Consider the following 18,358-nt stretch of genomic DNA (forward strand, 5'->3'; position numbering starts at 1 on the left):
GGGGTCAGATTCCGCTGTCAGGCTCGCATTGCTTCAAGAAATCCACACGCCATATCCGAAAGGCTGAAGATGCTTCGCGAAGCCGCGCAGGAGGAGAGTGCTGAGGCACCTTCCGGATTCAAGAGCTACGACCTCTACATCGCGGGCAAGGACGTCGCCGGGGACGGATGGGTCTACACCGTCAGCGGGCGTTCCCTGCTGAAAGACGTGTTCACCAGCGTGAGCCTGAAGCGCTCCCTCGAACAGGACCCGGAATCCGAGGCGGCCCAGCACCCCTACGTCGTCGGGCGTTGCGCGATCGCGGACGACGCCGCCATCGACCTGGCGACCCAGGCGGCCGCCGCGGCCGCCCCCGACTGGGCGGCCGTTCCGCTGGAGAGGCGGATGCGACTGGGCACCCGGTTCCGCGAGGAACTGATCAAGCACCAGGACGAGTTCCTGCGCATGCTGGTCGCCGAATCCCACCCCGTGAAGCTGGCCCGCTGGGAGCTGAGCTGCCTGCTGCAGATCTACGCCCCGGGCTCCCTGCGCTGGTACCTGAAGCAGATGCGGGTCGAGAAGGAGTACAACGGCCGCAAGCTGATCCTGCACCGCCAGCCGGACGGTGTGGTCGCCTTCAACCCGCCGCAGAACGCCCCGCTGCCCAGCGCCGCCCTGTGCGTGCTCGCGCTGATGGCGGGCAACGCCGTGGTGGTGCGCTCGCCCCGCAGCATCGCCCTGTCCACCATGTGGCTGCTGCGCGACATCGTCGCGCCGCTGCTGGAGGAGGTCGACGCGCCGGCCGGTGTGCTCAACGCGGTGTGCTCCAACCCGAAGCAGACCATGGACCGCTGGATCGCGGACCCGCTGATCGACGACATCTTCTACATCGGCGGCAGCCAGGAGGGCCTGCGCTTCGAGCAGCAATGCGTGGCGCACGGCAAGAAGCCGATCCTCGAACTGGCCGGCAACGACGGCATCGTGGTGTGGAAGGACGCCGACGTGAAGTGGGCGGCCGAGGCCCTCACGGAGGCGTTCTACGGCTCCGGGCAGATCTGCATGGTGCCCAACTACGTGCTGGTCCACCCCGACATCGCCGAGGCGCTGATCGCCGAGGTGAAGGAGCAGGTCAAGGGCATCAAGCCGGGCCTGCCCGAGGAGGAGGACGTGCTCCTGTCGCCGGTCAGGCGCAGCGAGCGGTTCTTCCGGCTGCTGCGGCAGGCGCTGGACAACGGCGCCGAGCTGGTCACCGGCGGCAACCGCACCGAGGTCGACGGCACGGTGTCCGAGACGGGTGTCTTCCTGCAGCCGACGGTGGTGCGGGTGGACGGCCTGGACCGGGCCCGGACGTACGACGTGGTCCGGGAGGAGACGTTCTTCCCGCTGATCCCGATCGTGGTCGCCGAACGCGACCACGACGACGCCCTCCTCGAGTCCTTCCTGCAGTTTGTCAACAGCAACGACTACGGGCTGCGCAACTCCCTGTGGTCGCGCTCCGACCACGTCATCGAGACCTTCGTGCGCCGCGTGGTGAACGGCGGTCTGCTGAAGGTCAACGACTCCCACATCGGCTTCCTGCCGTATCTGCCGAGCCACGGCGGCACCGGTCGCACCGGCGGCGCCTTCGGCGAGGCCAACTACCCGATGCTCAAGACCTCCCACATCCAGGGAGTCAGCATCGCCCGCGACGTGAGCCCGTACGACGCGGTCTTCGGCGCCTGACCGACCGTCCCGAAGTCTTCCGGAGGTTTCCCGTGCGTTCCCTCGATGCTGCCCGGACCGTCTGCGAACGGTTCCACCCCGGACTGCTCAAGGAGCTGGAGCAGATTCCGTACGCCGAGCGGGAGCGGCCCGGCAGTCCGGTGATCGACCTGTTCCGGATCCACAGCGGGGTCGGCCTGCTCATCCCCGAGTCCTACGGCGGCCACGGTGCCGCCCCGCTGGAGGCGCTGCGCGTGCAGCTGGCTCTCGGCGCCCTGTCGCCGTCGCTGGTCGCGGCCGTGTCCATGCACCACTTCACCGCGGCCATGCTGTACTCGCTGGCGGTCAAGGCGGGCCGGCTCACCGACGCGCAGACCGAGCTGCTGCACCGGATCGTGCCGGAGCAGCAGGTGATGGCTTCCGGCTGGGCCGAGGGCCGTACCGCGCAGAACATCCTGAAGCCGGCCGTGACCGCGCGTCCGGTCGAGGGCGGGTTCCTGCTGTCGGGCTCGAAGAAGCCGTGCAGCCTGTCCCGTTCGATGAGCCTGCTCACCGCGTCCATCGCCATCCACGGCGAGGAGGGCGGCGAGCCCGAGCTGGCACTCGCTCTGGTGCCCGCCGACGCGCCCGGCATGACCGTGCACCCGTTCTGGGGCAACGACCTGCTGGCCGGCGCGGAGAGCGACGAGGTGCGCCTGGAGGACGTGTTCGTCCCGGCCGAGATGGTCGTGCGGGCCGGCGCCGACGACCCCACCCGCCTCGACGACCTGCAGTCGGCCGGCTTCGTCTGGTTCGAGATGCTGATCTCCGCCGGGTACGCGGGCTCCGCCGCCGCCCTGGTGGAGCAGGTGCTGGAGCGGCAGCAGGGCAGCGTCGAGGAGCGGACCGCGCTCGCCGTCGACATGGAGGCCGCCCTCGCACTGCTGGAGGGCGTGGCCCGCGGCACGGGTCCGGAGCCGGTCGATGAGGAGTCGGTGGCCCGGGTGCTGGTCGCGCGGTACGCGGTGCAGAGCGCTCTGCCGGACATGGTGGCCCGGGCGCTGGAGCTGCTCGGGGGGCTGGACTTCATCAGCAATCCGGCGAGCGCGCAGGCCGCTGCCGCTACTCGTGCCCTGGCCTTCCATCCGCCGTCCCGTATCGCCGCCGCGGAGCCGCTGCTCGCGTATTTCGGCGGAGGACCGCTGGTCTTGGCGTAGAGCTCGGTCGGCAGAGCCGAGTGGGCGGCTGCGGGCCATATGCGGCTGGTCGCGCCCACGCGGCGGAGCCGCATATCGACAGGGCCCTGCGCCCCTTGGGGGCGCTGCACCCCACCGACCTCATGACCCACCCCCCTTTGGAGTGAGCGACACGTGACCGTCATCCAGGAATCGCCCGGACCGCCGGCGGCGTCGGCCGTCGACGCCGAGATCCTCAACCTGTACCGCGCCCATCTGAGCAAGGGCCGGGCCACGCTCGCCGAGTTGTTCGGCAGTCATATGGAGGTGGCGTCGGAGGGCGCCTGGCTCACCACCAGCGACGGTGAGCGCTTCCTGAACGCCGGCGGCTACGGCGTGTTCATCATGGGCGCCCGCCACCCGATCGTCCTGGAGGAGGTGGAGCGCCAGCTGCGCACCCACCCCACCGCGACCCGGATCCTGCTGGAGCCGACGGTGGCCCGCGCCGCCGAGGCCCTGGTCTCGGTGCTGCCGCCCGGGCTCGACCGGGTGCACTTCGCGCTGTCCGGCGCGGAGGCGGTGGAGACCGGCCTGAAGCTGGCCCGCGCGGGCGGCTTCAAGCGCACGATCTCCATGCGCGGCGGCTACCACGGCAAGACGCTGGGCGCCCTGTCTGCGACCGCGAAGGACGTCTACCAGGCTCCGTTCCGCCCGCTCGTGCCCGACTTCCAGCACCTGCCGTTCGGCGACGCCGACGCCCTGGAGGCGGAACTGCGGGCGCACCCGGGCGAGGTGTGCGTGATCCTGGAGCCGGTGCAGGGCGAGGGCGGGGTGATCATCCCGCCGAAGGGCTACCTCAAGCGGGTCGAGGAGCTGGTCCGCGCGTACGAGGGCTTCCTGATCCTCGACGAGGTGCAGACCGGCTTCGGACGGCTCGGCGAGTGGTGGGGCGCCGACATCGAGGGCGTCGTCCCGGACGTCCTGCTCACCGGCAAGGCGCTCGGCGGCGGGGTGATGCCGGTGTCGGCTGCCGTCGCCACCCGCAAGGCGTTCCGCCCCTTCGACAAGGACCCCTACGTCCACACCGCCACCTTCTCCGGGCAGCCGGTACTGATGGCCGCGGTGCAGGGCGCGATCCGGGCCGTCAAGGAGGAGCGCCTGATCACCCGGGCCATGGACCTGGGCGCCCGGCTGCTGCCGCGGATCGCGGAGGTCGCCCACCGCAACATCCCCGAGCTGGTCGTGGACGTGCGCGGCCGGGGCCTGCTCATCGGCGTGGAGCTCGTGGAGGCCGGCCTCGCCGGTGAGCTGCTGATCGAGCTGTTCAACCACGGCGTGGTCGCCAACCACTCCATGAACGGCAGCTCGGTGGTGCGGTTCACCCCGCCCGCCGTGCTGGACGACACCGACGTGGACTTCCTCGTCAACTCCTTCGACCTGGCCACCCGCGACCTCGTCAGGGGCGCGGCCAAGATGCCGGAAGGCGGTAACTGATCGTGCGGCACGTCGAACTCGATGCCCTGATACCCGCGGAGCAGGCCGAAACGGTCCTGCACGCCGTACGGCGCTGGGAGAGGTACCCGGACCTGGCGCCCCACGTCAACGCGACCACCGTGCACACCTCCTACCCCGACCCGAAGGCCTCCTCCAGCTGGGAGCTGCACTTCCGCAGCGGTCTGCTGCGCTGGACCGAGGACGACACCGTGCTGCCGGAGAGCGGCGAGATCCGCTTCGAGCAGTCCGACGGCGACTTCGACTCCTTCACGGGGATCTGGTCGTTCCGGCAGGACGGCGCGGACGTCGCCGTCCGCTTCGACGCCGACTTCGACTTCGGCATCCCGAGCCTGGAGGGCATCCTCGACCCGATCGCCGAACGGGTCATCAAGGAGACCGTCGCCTGGGCGCTGACCGGGCTCTACCCGGCCGCGCGCATCACGGGCGGCATCGAACTCACCACGCCCGCCGCGGTCGGCGCCTAGGCCCCCGCGAGGAGCTGACCATGGACCAGGCGAACCCCTTCGAGACACCGCGCACGTACTCGCTGCACCGCGCCGAGTACCTGGTGGGCCTCGCCGTCACCACCGGCCTGATCGTCTACCACTTCGGCGACATCCGCTGGCTGCCGGCGCTCGGACTGTTCCTCTACATCGACCTGATCGGCTACATCCCCGGCGCCGTCGCGTTCAGGAAGAGCGGCGGCCGGCCGATCCACAAGGCGTACTACGTCCTCTACAACGTCATGCACAGCCTGATCACGCAGGGCGCGGTGGCCGCGCTGTGGTGCTGGCTGGTCGAGCCCGAGTGGGCGCTGCTGGTGCTGCCGTTCCATCTGTTCGGCGACCGGGGCCTGTTCGGCAACTTCATGAAGTCCTTCGCGCTGCCCTTCGAGCCGGTACGCCAGGAGGGCTATCTGCGGCTGCTGGACGATCTGGGCCTGCCCCACCCGAAGCCGGTCGGGCACGCCATGGACCCGGTGCCGGTCGGGCACGTCCCGGCGCGGCCGGTGGTACGGGAGACGGAGGCCGTGCGATGACCACCGCGACCGACGTACGGCGACCGGTCCGGCAGGACCCGGCCGAACGCCGCCGAGCCCTGTACCACCTGGCCTCCCCGGTGTCGGTGCTGACCACCGGCCCCGAGGACCGGATGCACGGCACCACCGCGAGCACGGTGACCCTCGTCTCGCGCTCACCTCTGCTGGTCGGGGTGGTGCTGCGGGCCGGGTCGTCGTTCGCCCGGCTGGCCGTGGCCGAGGGCCGGTTCGCGATCAACGTGCTCGGCGGCGGCCAGGCCGAGGTGGCCCGGCGGTTCGCCGACAGCGGCCGGCCCGACGGCGACGAGGCCTTCACGGGCCTGGCCTGGACGGCGGACCGGTACGCGCACGCCCCGCTGATCGCGGGCGCGCTCGCCCACTACGTCTGCCGGTTCCACTCCGCACACGCGGCGGGCGACAGCGAACTGCTGCTCGGCCATGTCGTACGCGCCACGGCGAACGACGGGCTCCCGCTGTTCAGTTACGCCGGCGGGCTGTACGCCGGCTCCCTGCGCCCGGCGAAGGAGGCCGCCGCATCATGACCGCACCCGTAGCACCCGAAGCGGACTGGGAGAAGGCACCCGGTCTGCTGGACGGCGCGAAGGAACTCACCCTCGGCCCCGAGGAGTGCGACCTCGCCTACTGGATCACCTCGGTGGCCCAGGGCACGCTGCGCGACCGCGGCGTGACCGGCCACCACGAGAACGCGCTCACGCCCGACTTCCTGAAGGCACCCGGCCCGCTGCGCGAGGCACTGGTCCTGGAGTTCGGTTTCCGGGCGCTGGCCGAGGAACTGGCGACCCGGCTGCTCGGCCACTACGTGTCGATCGCGCCCGGCATCCCGCAGATGGAGTTCTACGCCACCCAGCTGATCGACGAGGCCCGGCACGCCCGGGTCTTCCGCCGGCACCTGGTGGAGCTGGGCGTCCCGGCGAGCACGCTGCTGACGGACGTCGAGGAGATGGCCCGGGACTACCGCAAGCGGGTCCTGGACCCGGTGGTGGACTTCACCCTGGACATCGTCCGGGACCAGGCCGACTTCCCCGGCGGGGTCGCCGTGTTCGCCATCATCATCGAGGGCGTGCTCGCCCCGGCGGCCGAGCTGAGCGAGCGCAAGTGGACCCCGCTCTCCCCGGCGACCGGCGAGATCTCGCGCGGCACCGCCATCGACGAGATCCGCCACCTCACCGTGGCCAGCACCATCCTGCGCGACCACGTCGCCGCGCACCCGGAGTACAAGCCGCGGCTGCTGGAGATCCTGCGCTCGGGCGTGAAGCTGTGGGACGAGATCCCGGACCGGGAGTTCGTCATCCACCGCGAGGAGCTGTTCCAGGAGGGCATGCTCCAGCACGCCGAGAAGATCGGCGACTACGAGATCTGGCCGGGCGTCCGGCTCCTCGACACCACCGCCGAGCAGCGCTACGACATGGCCGAGCAGTGGACCGACGAGATGGCCGAGGTCCGCATGGACTACATGGGCCTGCCGGTCGGGGTCCTCGCCTCGGAGGCCGGCGCATGAGCACCGGGCGGGCCGCGGTCGTCACCGGCATCGGGTCGTACGTCCCGCCCAACGTGGTGACCAACGACGACCTGGCCGCCCGCCTCGACACCTCCGACGCCTGGATCCGGTCGCGCACCGGGATCGCCGAGCGGTACGTCGTCTCCCCGGGCACCTCCACCGGCGACCTGGCGGTGGAGGCGGGCCTGCGGGCGCTGAAGTCGGCGGGCGACGAGCAGGTCGGGGCGGTGGTGCTGGCCACCACCACCCCGGACCAGCCCTGCCCGGCGACCGCACCGCAGGTGGCCGCGCGGCTGGGGCTCGGGCAGGTGCCCGCCTTCGACGTGGCTGCCGTCTGCTCCGGGTTCCTGTACGGCCTGGCCTCGGCCGCGGGACTCATCGCGGCCGGGATCGCGGACCGGGTGCTGCTGATCGCCGCGGACGCCTTCACCACGATCATCGACCCCGAGGACCGCTCCACCGCGGTGATCTTCGCGGACGGCGCGGGCGCGGTGGTGCTGCGCGCCGGCACGGCCGACGAGCCCGGGGCGATCGGTCCCCTGGTGCTCGGCAGTGACGGCGAGCTGAGCCATCTGATCGAGGTTCCGGCGGGCGGCTCCCGGCAGCGGTCCACCGACCGGCCGGTCGCCCCGGAGGACCACTACTTCCGGATGCTCGGCCGGGACACGTACCGGCACGCGGTGGAACACATGACCACCGTGTCCACCGAGGCCGCCGAGCGGGCCGGATGGCAGCTCGGCGACATCGACCGGTTCGTGGCCCACCAGGCCAACGCCCGGATCCTTCAGGCCGTCTCGGACCGGCTCGGCATCCCCGCCGGGCGGCAGCTGAGCAACATCGCGCGGGTCGGCAACACCGGCGCCGCCTCGATTCCGCTGCTGCTCGCCGAGGCCACCGCCGAGGGCCGGCTCGCCACGGGCCACCGGGTGCTGCTCACCGCGTTCGGCGGGGGACTGTCCTGGGGTGCCACCACGGTCATCTGGCCCGAGCTGCAAATCATCTGACCGATCGTCAGCAACTCATATCGATTCAGCGGTACGCGGGGCGCGTACACCTTCGAAAGGAACCGACATGCTCGAGCAGCTCAAGGAAATCCTGTCCAACAAACTCAAGGTGTCGCCCGAGTCGATCACTCCGGAGGCCACCCGGGAGGACATCGAGCTGGACTCGCTGGCCGTGGTGGAGCTGTCGCTGCTGCTGAAGTCCGAGCTGGACCTGGACATCAGCGACGACGACCTCCTGGAGGCCGGGACCGTGGCCGACATGGTCCGGCTGATGGAGGAGCGGAGCGCGACGGTCTGATGGCCGGGACGGACATCGCCGTCACCGGGCTCGGCCTGGTCACCCCGGGTGGGATCGGGGTCGGGCCGAGCTGGGCGGCGGTCTGCGACGGCAGGCCGGCCGCCGCCCTCGATCCGGTGTTGGCGGACAACCCCGTACAGATCTCCTGCCGCGTGCCCGGCTTCGACGCCGAGACCCTGCTGAGTGCCCGGCGGGCGCACCGCCTGGACCGGTTCGTGCAGTTCGCGCTGGTCGCCGCCCACGAGGCGGTGGCCGACGCGGGCCTCGACCCGCAGACCTGGGACGGCGCCCGCGTGGGTGTGGTGCTGGGCTGCGCCGACGGCGGCCCCGGCACCGTCGAGGAACAGCACCATGTGCTGCTCGAGTACGGTGCCGACCGGGTGTCGCCGCTGCTGCTGCCCATGCAGCTGCCGAACATGCTGGCCGGTCAGACGGCCATCGAGTTCGGGGCGACCGGACCCAACCTGGTGGTGGCGACCGCCTGCGCCTCGGGTGCGACCGCCATCGGGACGGCCCGGGACCTGCTGGCGCTCGGCCGGTGCGACATCGTGCTGGCGGGCGGCAGCGAAGCCATGATCACCCCGCTGGTCATGGCCGGGTTCGCACAGATGGGCGCCCTGTCCAGGCGGCACGACGACCCGGCGGCCGCCTCCCGCCCGTTCGACGTGGACCGGGACGGCTTCGTCGCCGGCGAGGGCGCCGGGATCCTCGTGATGGAGCGTGTCGCGGACGCCCGCGCCCGCGGTGCGCACATCCACGGCCGGATCATCGGGTACGGCGCGACCGCTGACGCGCATCACATGACGTCGCCGCATCCCGACGGTGCGGGTATCGAGGCTGCGGTACGCGCGGCGCTGGCCGATGCGGGTGCCGATCCGGACGACGTCCAGCACGTCAACGCCCATGGGACTTCGACGCCGTTGAACGACCTGTCGGAGGCCCGGATGATCCGGCGGACCCTGCGCGGGGATCCGTTGGTCACCTCCACGAAGGGAGTCACCGGTCATCTGCTGGGCGCCGCCGGCGCGGTCGAGGCCGCGTTCGCCGTGCTCAGCGTGGAGCACGAGTTGATCCCGCCCGTCGCCAACCTGGTCATGCCCGATCCCCGGATCGAGGTCAAGTTGGCCCAGACCGTCACCGAGATGCCGATCGACCTCGCGCTGAGCAACTCGCTGGGGTTCGGTGGGCAGAACACGGCACTGGCGATCGCTCCCGCCTGACGCGGTACGACGCCGGCGCCAGACAGCCGTCCGCAGGTGCGCCGCGGGCGGCTGTTGCACGTCCCCCTCCCCCACCCCTCGGAGCAGTACGGGAGTTCTCCATGTCCACCAGCGGTTCCCCACCTGCGTCCGGTCGGCTCGGCACCGGGCACATCCTCTTCCTCATCGTCGCCGCCGCGGCCCCGCTCTCCGCCATGGTCGGCACCGTCCCCCTCGCCTTCGCCTTCGGTGACGGCGCGGGCGTACCCGCGGCCTTCCTGTTCGCCGGAGTCACGCTGCTGTGCTTCTCGGTCGGGTACGCGGTCAGCGCCCGCCGTACCGGAGGCTCCGGCGGCTTCTACGCCTCCGTCGCCGACGGGCTCGGCCGGCCGCCCGCGGTCGCCGCCGGGTATGTCGCCCTGCTCTCCTACAACTGCGCGACCATCGGCCTCGCGGGCGCGCTCGGCTACTTCACCCACCTGGTCTTCGCCGCCCACGGACTGACGGTGTCCTGGGAGTGGTGCGCGGCCGTCGGCCTGCTGCTGACGGCGGTCCTCGGCTACCGGGAGATCGCGCTCAGCGCCCGGGTGCTGGCCCTGCTGATGCTCGGCGAGATCGGCGTCCTGGCCGCGCTGGACGTGGCGATCCTCGCCCGGCACGGCCTGCACGCACTGCCCGCCGCCTCGTTCTCCCCGCACGTCGCCGCGGGGCACGGCGTCGGCGTCTCGCTGATGTTCGCGTTCGTCTCCTTCATCGGCTTCGAGTCGGCCGCCCTGTACGGCAAGGAGGCCAGGGACCCGCAGCACAGCGTGCCCCGCGCCACCTACGCGGCCGTCGTCCTGATCGCCGGTTTCTACGCGCTCACCAGCTGGCTGGCGGTCGGCGCGGTCGGCAGCGACCGGGTGCGCGAGGTCGCGGGCCGGCAGATGGGCGACCTGTTCTTCGTCCTCGGCGACGACTTCCTCGGCGGGGCGGGCAGCACCGGGCTGCAGATCCTGCTCTGCACCAGCCTGTTCGCGGCGACGCTGGCCCTGCACAGCGCCGCGGGCCGCTATGCGCAGGTGCTCGCCGAGGACGGTCTGCTGCCGGCCGCGCTGGCCGCCGAGCACCCCCGGCACCGCTCCCCGCACCGGGCGAGCCTCGCGCAGAGCGCGCTGACCACGCTGGTCGTGGCCGGCTTCACCGTCGCCGGTCTCGACCCGTACGCCGACCTGACCACCAGCATGCTCGGCCTCGGCACCCTGGGCGTCGTCGCCCTGCAGGCGCTGGCCGCCCTGTCGGTGCTCGGACTGCGGCTGCGCGGCACGGGGCACGGGCACTGGTGGCGGAACACGGTGGCCCCGCTGCTCGGATTCGCAGGCCTCGCCGCGTCCGTCTGGCTGGTGGTCGGCAACTTCGACATGCTCACCGGCTCCCCGTCCAGGGTCGTCGCCGCCCTGCCCTGGCTGCTGCCGCTGGCCGCCCTCGGCGGTCTGCTGCACGCGGCCCGTCTGCGCTCGGCCGACCCGCTGCGCTACCGCCTGCTCGGCACCCGCCACACCGCGGCCCCCGTACCGGAGCCGTCCCCCACCTCCCCCGCCCTGTCAGGAGACCGCCATGCATGATCCGAACGAGCTGGTCGAGGCAGGTCCGGACGCCGTACGGCGCCTGGCCCGCCGCCGCCACGCCCTCGACCTGAACGCCCTGGGCACCGCACTGCGCGCCCGCTCGGGCACGCAGGCCGAGGTCACCCGGCTGCGCACGGAGCTGAACCGCACCGCCAAGGCCCGCCGCTCCGGTCCGCCCACCGAGGCGGAGAAGGAGGCCGCCCGGGCGCTGCGCACCGAGGTGCAGCTGGCGGAGGGCGCCGCCCGCACGGCCGCCGGCCGGCTGACCGACCTGCTGCTCGGCATCCCCAACCTCCCGCTGGACGCCGTACCGGACGGCGACTCGGAGAAGGAGGCGGTGGAGGTACGGCGCGGGGGGCCGGCCACGCGTCCGGCGGCCGGCGCCCGGCACCACGCCGAGATCGGCGAGGCGCTCGGCATCCTCGACTCCCCCGCCGCGGCCGGGCTCTCCGGCGCCCGGTTCAGCGTCGCGCGCGGTGCCGGGGCCCGGCTCGAGCGGGCCCTCGGCGACTTCTTCCTCGATCTGCACACCAGCGAGCACGGCTACACCGAGCAGTCGGTGCCTTTCCTGGTCAGCCGCGACACCATGACCGGCACCGGGCAACTGCCCAAGTTCGAGGAGGACCTGTTCCGCACCCAGGTCGGCGACCGGGAACTGTTCCTGATCCCGACCGCCGAGGTACCGCTGACCAATCTGGTGGCCGGACAGCTCCTGGACGCGCGGGCGCTGCCGTACGCGTTCACCGCGCGCACCCCCTGCTTCCGCGCGGAGGCGGGCGCGTACGGCCGGGACACCCGGGGCGTCCTGCGCCTGCACCAGTTCGAGAAGGTGGAGCTGGTGCGGATCTGCGCGCCGGCCGACGCCCAGGAGCAGCTGGAGCTGATGGTCGGGCAGGCGGAGGAGTGTCTGCGCCGACTCGAACTGTCCTTCCGCACCGTGCTGTTGCCCGCGGGCGACATGGGCTTCTCGGCCCGGATGACGTACGACATCGAGGTGTGGCTGCCGGGCGGCGGCTCCTACCGGGAGATCTCCTCGGTGTCCGACTGCGGCACCTTCCAGGCGCGCCGCGCCGACATCCGGGTGAAGGGGGCCGACGGCCGCAAGACCCCGGCCGCCACCCTCAACGGCTCGGCCCTGCCGATCGGCCGCACGGTGGCCGCGCTGCTGGAGCAGGGCGTCCAGGACGACGGCTCGGTGCTGCTGCCCGAGGCGCTGGTGCCGTACACGGGCTTCCGTCGGATCCTGCCGGGCGGGACGACCGGGTAACGCGCGACGAAGGGGCGGGAGTTGAGGCTACGACCTCGACTCCCGCCCCTTTGTGGCGCGTCGCTCACGCGCCCGTCATGTGCACCCCGCCGTCCACGTGGACGATCTCGCCCGTGGTGCGCGGGAAGAAGTCCGACAGCAGGGCCACGACCGCGCGGGCGACCGGGTCGGGGTCCGTGAGGTCCCAGCCGGCCGGGGCCCGGTCGGTCTCCCACACGTCGGCCAGGTGCGCGAAGCCGGGGATGGACTTGGCGGCCATGGAGCGCAGGGGGCCGGCCGCGACGAGGTTGCTGCGGATGCCGCGGGGGCCGAGGTCGCGGGCGAGGTAGCGGCTGGTGGACTCCAGGGCGGCCTTGGCCACGCCCATCCAGTCGTAGTGCGGCCAGGCGACCGTCGCGTCGAAGGTGAGGCCCACGACCGAGCCGCCGCGCCGCTCCAGCAGCGGCAGGCAGGCCGTGGTGAGGGACTTCAGGGAGTACGCCGAGACGTGCACGGCCGTCGAGACGTCGCCCCAGGTGCCGTCGAGGAAGGAGAAGGCGCCCCGGGGGCCGTGGGCGATGGAGTGGACGACGCCGTCGAGGGAGTCGACGTGCTCGCCGATCCGCTCGGCGAGGCTGCCCAGGAGGCCCTGGTCGGTGACGTCCAGCTCGATCACCGGGGCGGGCTCGGGCAGCCGGGCCGCGATGCGCTCGACGAGGGCCAGCCGCCCGAACCCGGTCAGCAGGACCTCGGCTCCCTCCTCCTGGGCGATCCGGGCCACGTGGAAGGCGATGGAGGCGTCCGTGACGACTCCGGTCACCAGGATCCGCTTGCCGGCGAGGATGCCGCTCATCCCACCGCCACCCCCTTCGGCAGGGCGCTGACCAGCGGGGAGTCATGGTCCTGGGGGCCGAGTGAGCCGCCCCCGCCGGGTGCGCCGAGGACGTCGAAGAAGGCGGCGTTGGAGGCCGCGTGGTCGGCGCCCCACTCCTCGGGCAGGTCGTCCTGGAAGTAGATCGCGTCGACCGGGCACACCGGTTCGCAGGCGCCGCAGTCCACGCACTCCTCAGGATGGATGTACAGGGCGCGGCGGCCCTCGTAGATGCAGTCCACGGGGCATTCGTCGATGCAGGAGCGGTCCTTGACGTCGACGCAGGGCAGTCCTATGACGTAGGCCATGCTCAACTCCTTCTGGCAGCCGATGGGTTCACTGGACCGGTTGGCCGGTGGTGCGCTCGCCCAGGGTCAGCACGGTGGCCGCGAGGACGGACATGGCGGCGGCGATGACGGTGAACAGGGCGCCGGCGCCGTGCGCGTCCAGCACCGGCAGCAGCACGAACGGCAGTGCGGCGGCGCTGAGCTTGGACAGCGAGTAGGCGGCGCCTGATGCGGTGGCCCGGATCTCGGTGGGGTACTGCTCGGACAGGTAGACGTGGGAGACGCTGGAGAAGACGTTGCTGCAGAGGGTGTACGCGAAGCCGCTGGTGACGATCAGCGCGGCCGAGTCCGCGTAGCCGAAGCCGAGTCCGGCCACGACCATCGCGGTCGCCGACAGCGCGATCAGGGTGCGCCGCTCGATGCGGTCCACGACGGGCAGGGCGAGCGCGGAGCCCACCGGGTAGCCGAGGAAGGACAGTGCGGTGAAGCCGAGACCGGCAACGACGCCGTAGCCCTTGGCCGCGACGATCTGCGGGGCGAGGGTGCCGAAGCCGTAGTAGCCGACGACCGACAGCACGCAGAACAGCCAGAGCACGAGGGTGCGGCGGAGCAGGCCGGGCCGGAAGACGTCGCGCAGGCCGGACCGTTCGGCGACGGTGTCCGGCTGCGCCGGCCCGGGTGTCTCCGGACGCAGTCCGCGGCGCGCCGGCCCGGGCGTCCGCGGAGTCGGTCCGCGGCCCGCCGCCTCCGCCTCCATCCGGGCCACCAGTTCCTCGGCCTCCGCGGTCCGGCCGGTCGCGGCCAGCCAGCGCGGGGACTCGATCAGCTGCCGGCGCAGCACCCACACGACCGCCGAGCCCAGCGCGCCGAGCACGAACAGCCAGCGCCAGCCGGCCACGCCCAGCGGTGTCAGCGGCACCAGCCACAGGGCGGCGAAGCCCACCGCGGGCACGCCGCAGAAGGCGAGGGTGTAGGCCCAGGCGATGAACCGGCCGCGCTTCTTCGCGGGCAGCACATCGGCCAGGTAGCAGTCGGACAGGGCTTGTTCGGCGCCGATGCCGACACCGGCGAGGAAGCGGGTGGCGATCAGCCACGTGGCGTTCGGGGAGAAGGCGCCGAGCAGGGAGAAGACCGAGTAGATGGCGAGGTTGACCAGGAAGGCCCGGCGCCGGCCGAACCGGTCGGCGATCCGGCCGAGCGTCAGGGAACCGATGAACTGGCCGACGAACACGGAGGCCAGGACGAGCTTGAGCGAGGTGGTGCCGAAGCCGAAGTCGCTCTGCAGCACCTTGCCGATGGTGCCCGACAGGTTGTTCTCGAACGTGTCGAAGAACAGGCCGACGCCGATGACCGCGGTGAGCCTGCGGTGCAGCGGAGTGATCGGGATGCGGTCCAGGCGGACCCCGATCGGGACGGGAGCGGTGACACCGCCCGCCGCCGCGGTGGTCTGGGACATGGGGTGAGCTCCTTGGGGCGGGCGGACGTCGGTGCGGCTCAGGCGGCCTCGGCAGCCCGGCGCCGGAGCTGCTCGTCCACGTCACCGCGCCGCACCGGCGCGCTGACCTCGTGCAGATAGGCGGCGACCTCGCGGTACGAGGCCCAGAACCCGACCTCGTGGTACGGCACCCCGCGCTCGGCGCAGTACTCCATGGTCAGTTCCCGGGCGCGCCCCAGGTTCTTCTGCGGCATGGCCGGGAACAGGTGGTGCTCGACCTGGTAGTTGAGGCCGCCGTAGAGGAAGTCGACCAGCCGGTTGGGGCGGATGTTGCGGGAGGTGAGGACCTGGCGCTCCAGCCAGTCCAGGGTTTCCTCCTCGCCGTCGCGGACGTCCATGCCCTTGTGGTTCGGGGCGAAGATCATCCCGAAGTAGACGCCGAGGGCGGCGTGCTGGACCAGGACGAAGGCGACCGCGAGGCCCGGGGACAGGAGGGTGAAGACGAGACCGAGGTAGACGGCGGCGCGCAGCAGGATGAGGGACGTCTCCAGGGCGGGCCGCCTGGTCTTGCCCTGGGCGATCGACAGGACCGCCGTCCTCAGCATCTTGAAGCCCTCCAGCACCAGCAGCACGAAGAACAGCACGCTCTGGTAGCGCACGACGAACTTCTGGGTGCCCTTGCGGCTCGGGTACTGCTTGAGGTCGAAGATCGCGGTGCGCCGGCCGATGTCCGGGTCCATGTCCAGGTGGTTGGGGTTGGAGTGGTGCCGGTTGTGGTGGTTGACCCACCAGCCGTAGCTGACCCCGTTGACCAGGTTGGCGTGGAGGTAGCCGACCGCGGAGGCGGCCTTCTTGCTGCGGAACATCGCCTTGTGGCCGGCGTCGTGCCACATGAACGCCGACTGGCCGCCGCACAGGCCCATCCACAGGGCCGTGAGCAGTTGCCACCAGGAGTCGCCCAGCGCGAAGAAGGCGGCGAACCCGATCAGCAGCAGGGTGGTGTTGAGGGCCAGCCTGCCCACGTAGTACCGGGGGTCGAGGTCGAGGAGGCCCTCCGCCTTGACCCGTTTGAGCAGTTCGGCGAAGGTCGCCGAGGCACCGGTGCGCTGCCCGGCGGGGGCGCCGGCGCCGCCGCCTGCGGCCAGTGCCCCGGCCTCTTGTGTGTGCGGACGCTGCATGCGTTGCTCTCCTTGGGAGAAGTGCCCGGATCGGGCGGCGGCGCCGCTGCCCCGCGGACCTGCGGGCGCCGCGAGTCGACAAGGCTCCCGCGTGCGGTGACCGTCGCGGGCGGGGTCCGTCCGCCCGGCCGCCCGGCGGACCCGGGCGACGGGAGCACAGTGCGGTGCTCCCGGGCCCGGACCGCCGGGCGAACGTGTGTCCAGCGTTCCGTGGAGCGCTGATGTGGCACTGATGTCCCTCTGATCGGACGTGCCGTACCGGGTTCAGGCGGCCGTACCGGGTTCAGGCGGCCGTCCCGGCGTTCAGCCGATCGTCCAGGGCGCGGACGACCGCGTCGGCGGCCTCGGCGACCGTCTCGTCGTCGGGGGCGCCGATGACGGCCATCAGCTGCTCGACCATGGCGTGCTGGAGTTCCTCGGTGGACTGACTCATGTCGGGCTCCTGTCGTCCTGATGAGTGGTCAGAAGGCGTTGCAGGCACGGAAGACGTGCGCGAATCCGGGCAGCGAGGCCTGCGGCCCGTCGAAGGCGACGTACTCGGGAATCAGCACGTCGGGGGCCCACTTCTGCTTGTACGACAGCTGCGTCTGCGCCGGGTACAGGGCCGCGCCCTCGGCCCACAGGGCGTGCATGAGCCACTGGAACGCGGCGCTGTGGCCGTCGAGTTCGTGGCTCGCGTCCAGTCCGGTGAACGGTGTGAACCCGAAGTGCAGCCACTCGACGCCCTCGGTCCGGAACACCTCGATGGCGTGCGCGTTGATGGCCTCCATCAGGCCCGGGGAGCCCTCGGGGACACGGCGGCTGAGGTCGTGCATCCAGCCGGCGCGGCTGCCGTAGACCGGCGAGTACGAGATGTACGCGACGGGCGCGCCGTCGATGGTGCCGGTGAAGAGCCGGCGGTGCTCCTGGGCCGGGCCGCCGATCTGGCCGACGAGGAACTCCAGTTGCTGGGCACCGCCCTTGGAGCCGAGCCAGGCCCGGTCGATGGCGGCGATGGCGTCCTGCACGTCGGCCGCGGCGACCTCCTGGATCTGCAGGCCGTTGCGGTGGGCGCGGGAGATCTTGTTGCGCAGCTGCATGAACCTGGTGCCGCGCAGCGTGAATTCGGCGAGGCCGACCGCCCAGGAGGCGCCGACCTGGTTGACGGTGAAGCCGAGCCGGGCGTAGCGCTCGGCGTCGGTGCGCTGGAGCTGGACGCCGACGAGGGCCAGGCCCTCGTCGCGGACGTACTGCCGGAAGGCCTCCAGGAGGGTGCCGTAGTCCTGCTCGGCGACGAAGGGGCCGCCGAGCTGCACGGCATGGCGGCCGGTGCGGCGGTAGACGACGACACCGTCCGCGTCCGGGACGGTGAAGACACTGTTTCCGCTGTTGAGCGTCAGGAAGGAACTCGGGTTCTCGCTTGCCGTGTGGGTGCGTACGGCGTCGAGAACCGGGGTGTCGGTGCTGGATTCGGTGGTGGTCGCGGTCATTCCCTTACCCCTTTCGGGAGCGTTTTCCATCGAAGGGAGTACAGCACCGTGAGGATGTCCTGGAAAAGGGCCACAAGGAATTCATTGCCTACGTCAGACGCGTGTCAGCATTCCGTCAGCGAGTGCTGCCATTGTGGTTCACGTGAACGGCACGGGAAACCGGGGCCGGGAGCGAAGAGAGGTGCCCGGAACGGCCCGTACGCGGGTGAAATAGAATTCACCGACCGGCGCACGGAACGAACTTCACCCACCCGGTGCCGTGCCGAAGGCGACTCGGCACCGGATGTCCCAGGAACCGCCGGCCGCCCCCCGTCCCGGCGGAGCAACCGCCCCGGCGGGCCGTCCAGGAAACAGACGCCCGCCGGGGCGCGGCGCATTCCGTGCCCTTTTCTTTCATCGCAGCTAAACCCCAGAAGGAAACACCATCGCCCGGAACGTAACCCAGGGGGGAAGACATGCTGAGGTTCTCCGTACTCGGGGCACTGCAGATACTCACCGCCGTCGGACCGGCGGACATATCCGGCGATCTGCAGCGCACCCTGGTCCAGAGCCTGTTGGTCAGCGAGGGGCAGCCGGTGTCCGGGGAGAGCCTCGCCGAGGAGATGTGGGGGCACGCCGTCCCCGACAACCAGGCCAACGCGCTGCAGGCCCATGTCAGCCGGTTACGCCGCAGACTCCGTGACCTGGAGCCGGACCGGCCGGCCTCCCGGGTGACCATCCACCCCTCCGGCTACCGGCTCGGTGTCGGGGAGGGCGAGCTGGACGCGGCCGAGTTCATCCGCGCCGTGCGGCTGGCCGAGTCGGCCTCCCCCGGGGACGCGGCGCGCACCGCGCGGCTGCTCGGCGACGCGCTCGGGATGTGGCGCGGTCCCGTCTTC

19 protein-coding genes are annotated in these 18,358 nt (G+C 71.7%); 13 read left to right on the forward strand and 6 right to left on the reverse strand.

The genetic code is table 11. The features are described 5' to 3' along the window. The first annotated feature begins 69 nt into the window (after window positions 1-69). The 12 genes from ABZ471_RS27610 to serS all read left to right on the forward strand — a co-directional run bounded on the left by ABZ471_RS27610 (window position 70) and on the right by serS (window position 12,261). The gene (locus ABZ471_RS27610; protein WP_359069945.1) at window positions 70-1,701 is read left to right on the forward strand and encodes an aldehyde dehydrogenase family protein; all 1,632 of its coding nucleotides are present in this window, start codon (window positions 70-72) and stop codon (window positions 1,699-1,701) included. A gap of 32 nt (window positions 1,702-1,733) precedes the next feature. Further along, window positions 1,734-2,876 (forward strand): acyl-CoA dehydrogenase family protein, encoded by a 1,143-nt coding sequence (locus ABZ471_RS27615; RefSeq protein WP_359069947.1) that lies wholly within the window; start codon window positions 1,734-1,736, stop codon window positions 2,874-2,876. Window positions 2,877-3,029: 153 nt separating this feature from the next. Continuing rightward, window positions 3,030-4,328 (forward strand): aminotransferase class III-fold pyridoxal phosphate-dependent enzyme, encoded by a 1,299-nt coding sequence (locus ABZ471_RS27620; protein WP_359069949.1) that lies wholly within the window; start codon window positions 3,030-3,032, stop codon window positions 4,326-4,328. Window positions 4,329-4,330: 2 nt separating this feature from the next. After that, a complete protein-coding gene (locus tag ABZ471_RS27625) occupies window positions 4,331-4,813 on the forward strand; it encodes an SRPBCC family protein (protein WP_359069950.1) in 483 nt (160 codons plus the stop codon). A gap of 20 nt (window positions 4,814-4,833) precedes the next feature. Continuing rightward, a complete protein-coding gene (locus tag ABZ471_RS27630; protein ID WP_359069952.1) occupies window positions 4,834-5,367 on the forward strand; it encodes a hypothetical protein in 534 nt (177 codons plus the stop codon). Beyond that, window positions 5,364-5,909, forward strand: coding sequence for a flavin reductase family protein (locus tag ABZ471_RS27635; protein ID WP_359069954.1), 546 nt, complete (start codon window positions 5,364-5,366; stop codon window positions 5,907-5,909). The genes ABZ471_RS27630 and ABZ471_RS27635 overlap by 4 nt, the downstream gene beginning before the upstream one ends. After that, window positions 5,906-6,886 (forward strand): VlmB-like protein, encoded by a 981-nt coding sequence (locus ABZ471_RS27640; RefSeq protein WP_359069956.1) that lies wholly within the window; start codon window positions 5,906-5,908, stop codon window positions 6,884-6,886. Before ABZ471_RS27635 ends, ABZ471_RS27640 begins: the two co-directional genes overlap by 4 nt. Further along, a complete protein-coding gene (locus ABZ471_RS27645) occupies window positions 6,883-7,890 on the forward strand; it encodes a beta-ketoacyl-ACP synthase III (protein WP_359069958.1) in 1,008 nt (335 codons plus the stop codon). Before ABZ471_RS27640 ends, ABZ471_RS27645 begins: the two co-directional genes overlap by 4 nt. Window positions 7,891-7,957: 67 nt before the next feature. Beyond that, complete coding sequence (locus ABZ471_RS27650) at window positions 7,958-8,188, forward strand: phosphopantetheine-binding protein (RefSeq protein WP_359069960.1); 231 nt, start codon at window positions 7,958-7,960, stop codon at window positions 8,186-8,188. Beyond that, on the forward strand, window positions 8,188-9,408 hold the full coding sequence (locus ABZ471_RS27655) for a beta-ketoacyl-[acyl-carrier-protein] synthase family protein (protein ID WP_359069961.1): 1,221 nt from the start codon (window positions 8,188-8,190) through the stop codon (window positions 9,406-9,408). Before ABZ471_RS27650 ends, ABZ471_RS27655 begins: the two co-directional genes overlap by 1 nt. Before the next feature lie 101 nt (window positions 9,409-9,509). Further along, window positions 9,510-10,991 (forward strand): APC family permease, encoded by a 1,482-nt coding sequence (locus ABZ471_RS27660; protein WP_359069963.1) that lies wholly within the window; start codon window positions 9,510-9,512, stop codon window positions 10,989-10,991. Then, window positions 10,984-12,261, forward strand: a complete 1,278-nt coding sequence (gene serS, locus ABZ471_RS27665; RefSeq protein ID WP_359069964.1) for a serine--tRNA ligase — start codon at window positions 10,984-10,986, stop codon at window positions 12,259-12,261. Before ABZ471_RS27660 ends, serS begins: the two co-directional genes overlap by 8 nt. A 64-nt stretch (window positions 12,262-12,325) precedes the next feature. Here the strand turns inward: serS and fabI are convergent, their stop codons facing one another. The 6 genes from fabI to ABZ471_RS27695 form a co-directional block, all read right to left on the reverse strand. Next, window positions 12,326-13,093: an enoyl-ACP reductase FabI gene (gene fabI, locus ABZ471_RS27670; protein WP_359069965.1), complete on the reverse strand. Its 768-nt coding sequence runs from the start codon at window positions 13,091-13,093 to the stop codon at window positions 12,326-12,328. Next, the gene (gene fdxA, locus ABZ471_RS27675; protein WP_359069967.1) at window positions 13,090-13,419 is read right to left on the reverse strand and encodes a ferredoxin; all 330 of its coding nucleotides are present in this window, start codon (window positions 13,417-13,419) and stop codon (window positions 13,090-13,092) included. Before fdxA ends, fabI begins: the two co-directional genes overlap by 4 nt. Before the next feature lie 28 nt (window positions 13,420-13,447). Continuing rightward, on the reverse strand, window positions 13,448-14,854 hold the full coding sequence (locus ABZ471_RS27680) for an MFS transporter (protein WP_359069968.1): 1,407 nt from the start codon (window positions 14,852-14,854) through the stop codon (window positions 13,448-13,450). Window positions 14,855-14,892: 38 nt separating this feature from the next. Then, window positions 14,893-16,011: an acyl-CoA desaturase gene (locus ABZ471_RS27685; RefSeq protein ID WP_359069970.1), complete on the reverse strand. Its 1,119-nt coding sequence runs from the start codon at window positions 16,009-16,011 to the stop codon at window positions 14,893-14,895. 283 nt (window positions 16,012-16,294) lie between these two features. Then, the gene (locus tag ABZ471_RS27690) at window positions 16,295-16,444 is read right to left on the reverse strand and encodes a hypothetical protein (protein ID WP_359069972.1); all 150 of its coding nucleotides are present in this window, start codon (window positions 16,442-16,444) and stop codon (window positions 16,295-16,297) included. A 28-nt stretch (window positions 16,445-16,472) separates the two neighbouring features. Then, window positions 16,473-17,480: a DUF2156 domain-containing protein gene (locus ABZ471_RS27695; protein WP_359069973.1), complete on the reverse strand. Its 1,008-nt coding sequence runs from the start codon at window positions 17,478-17,480 to the stop codon at window positions 16,473-16,475. Between the two features lie 455 nt (window positions 17,481-17,935). Between ABZ471_RS27695 and ABZ471_RS27700 the strand changes: the two genes are divergently transcribed. Beyond that, on the forward strand, window positions 17,936-18,358 hold a 423-nt coding region (locus ABZ471_RS27700), incomplete at its 3' end, for a winged helix-turn-helix domain-containing protein (protein WP_359069975.1).

The organism is Streptomyces sp. NPDC005728, from assembly GCF_040630895.1.
Lineage (GTDB): Bacteria > Actinomycetota > Actinomycetes > Streptomycetales > Streptomycetaceae > Streptomyces.

Excerpts from the sequence above, each read along its gene's own strand:
- ABZ471_RS27610 (WP_359069945.1), top strand. The coding sequence starts at position 70 with ATGCTTCGCGAAGCCGCGCAGGAGGAGAGTGCTGAGGCACCTTCCGGA.
- ABZ471_RS27630 (WP_359069952.1), top strand. The coding sequence starts at position 4,834 with ATGGACCAGGCGAACCCCTTCGAGACACCGCGCACGTACTCGCTGCAC.
- ABZ471_RS27635 (WP_359069954.1), top strand. The coding sequence starts at position 5,364 with ATGACCACCGCGACCGACGTACGGCGACCGGTCCGGCAGGACCCGGCC.
- ABZ471_RS27640 (WP_359069956.1), top strand. The coding sequence starts at position 5,906 with ATGACCGCACCCGTAGCACCCGAAGCGGACTGGGAGAAGGCACCCGGT.
- ABZ471_RS27645 (WP_359069958.1), top strand. The coding sequence starts at position 6,883 with ATGAGCACCGGGCGGGCCGCGGTCGTCACCGGCATCGGGTCGTACGTC.
- ABZ471_RS27650 (WP_359069960.1), top strand. The coding sequence starts at position 7,958 with ATGCTCGAGCAGCTCAAGGAAATCCTGTCCAACAAACTCAAGGTGTCG.
- ABZ471_RS27655 (WP_359069961.1), top strand. The coding sequence starts at position 8,188 with ATGGCCGGGACGGACATCGCCGTCACCGGGCTCGGCCTGGTCACCCCG.
- ABZ471_RS27660 (WP_359069963.1), top strand. The coding sequence starts at position 9,510 with ATGTCCACCAGCGGTTCCCCACCTGCGTCCGGTCGGCTCGGCACCGGG.
- serS (WP_359069964.1), top strand. The coding sequence starts at position 10,984 with ATGCATGATCCGAACGAGCTGGTCGAGGCAGGTCCGGACGCCGTACGG.
- fabI (WP_359069965.1), bottom strand. The coding sequence starts at position 13,093 with ATGAGCGGCATCCTCGCCGGCAAGCGGATCCTGGTGACCGGAGTCGTC.
- fdxA (WP_359069967.1), bottom strand. The coding sequence starts at position 13,419 with ATGGCCTACGTCATAGGACTGCCCTGCGTCGACGTCAAGGACCGCTCC.
- ABZ471_RS27680 (WP_359069968.1), bottom strand. The coding sequence starts at position 14,854 with ATGTCCCAGACCACCGCGGCGGCGGGCGGTGTCACCGCTCCCGTCCCG.
- ABZ471_RS27685 (WP_359069970.1), bottom strand. The coding sequence starts at position 16,011 with ATGCAGCGTCCGCACACACAAGAGGCCGGGGCACTGGCCGCAGGCGGC.
- ABZ471_RS27690 (WP_359069972.1), bottom strand. The coding sequence starts at position 16,444 with ATGAGTCAGTCCACCGAGGAACTCCAGCACGCCATGGTCGAGCAGCTG.
- ABZ471_RS27695 (WP_359069973.1), bottom strand. The coding sequence starts at position 17,480 with ATGACCGCGACCACCACCGAATCCAGCACCGACACCCCGGTTCTCGAC.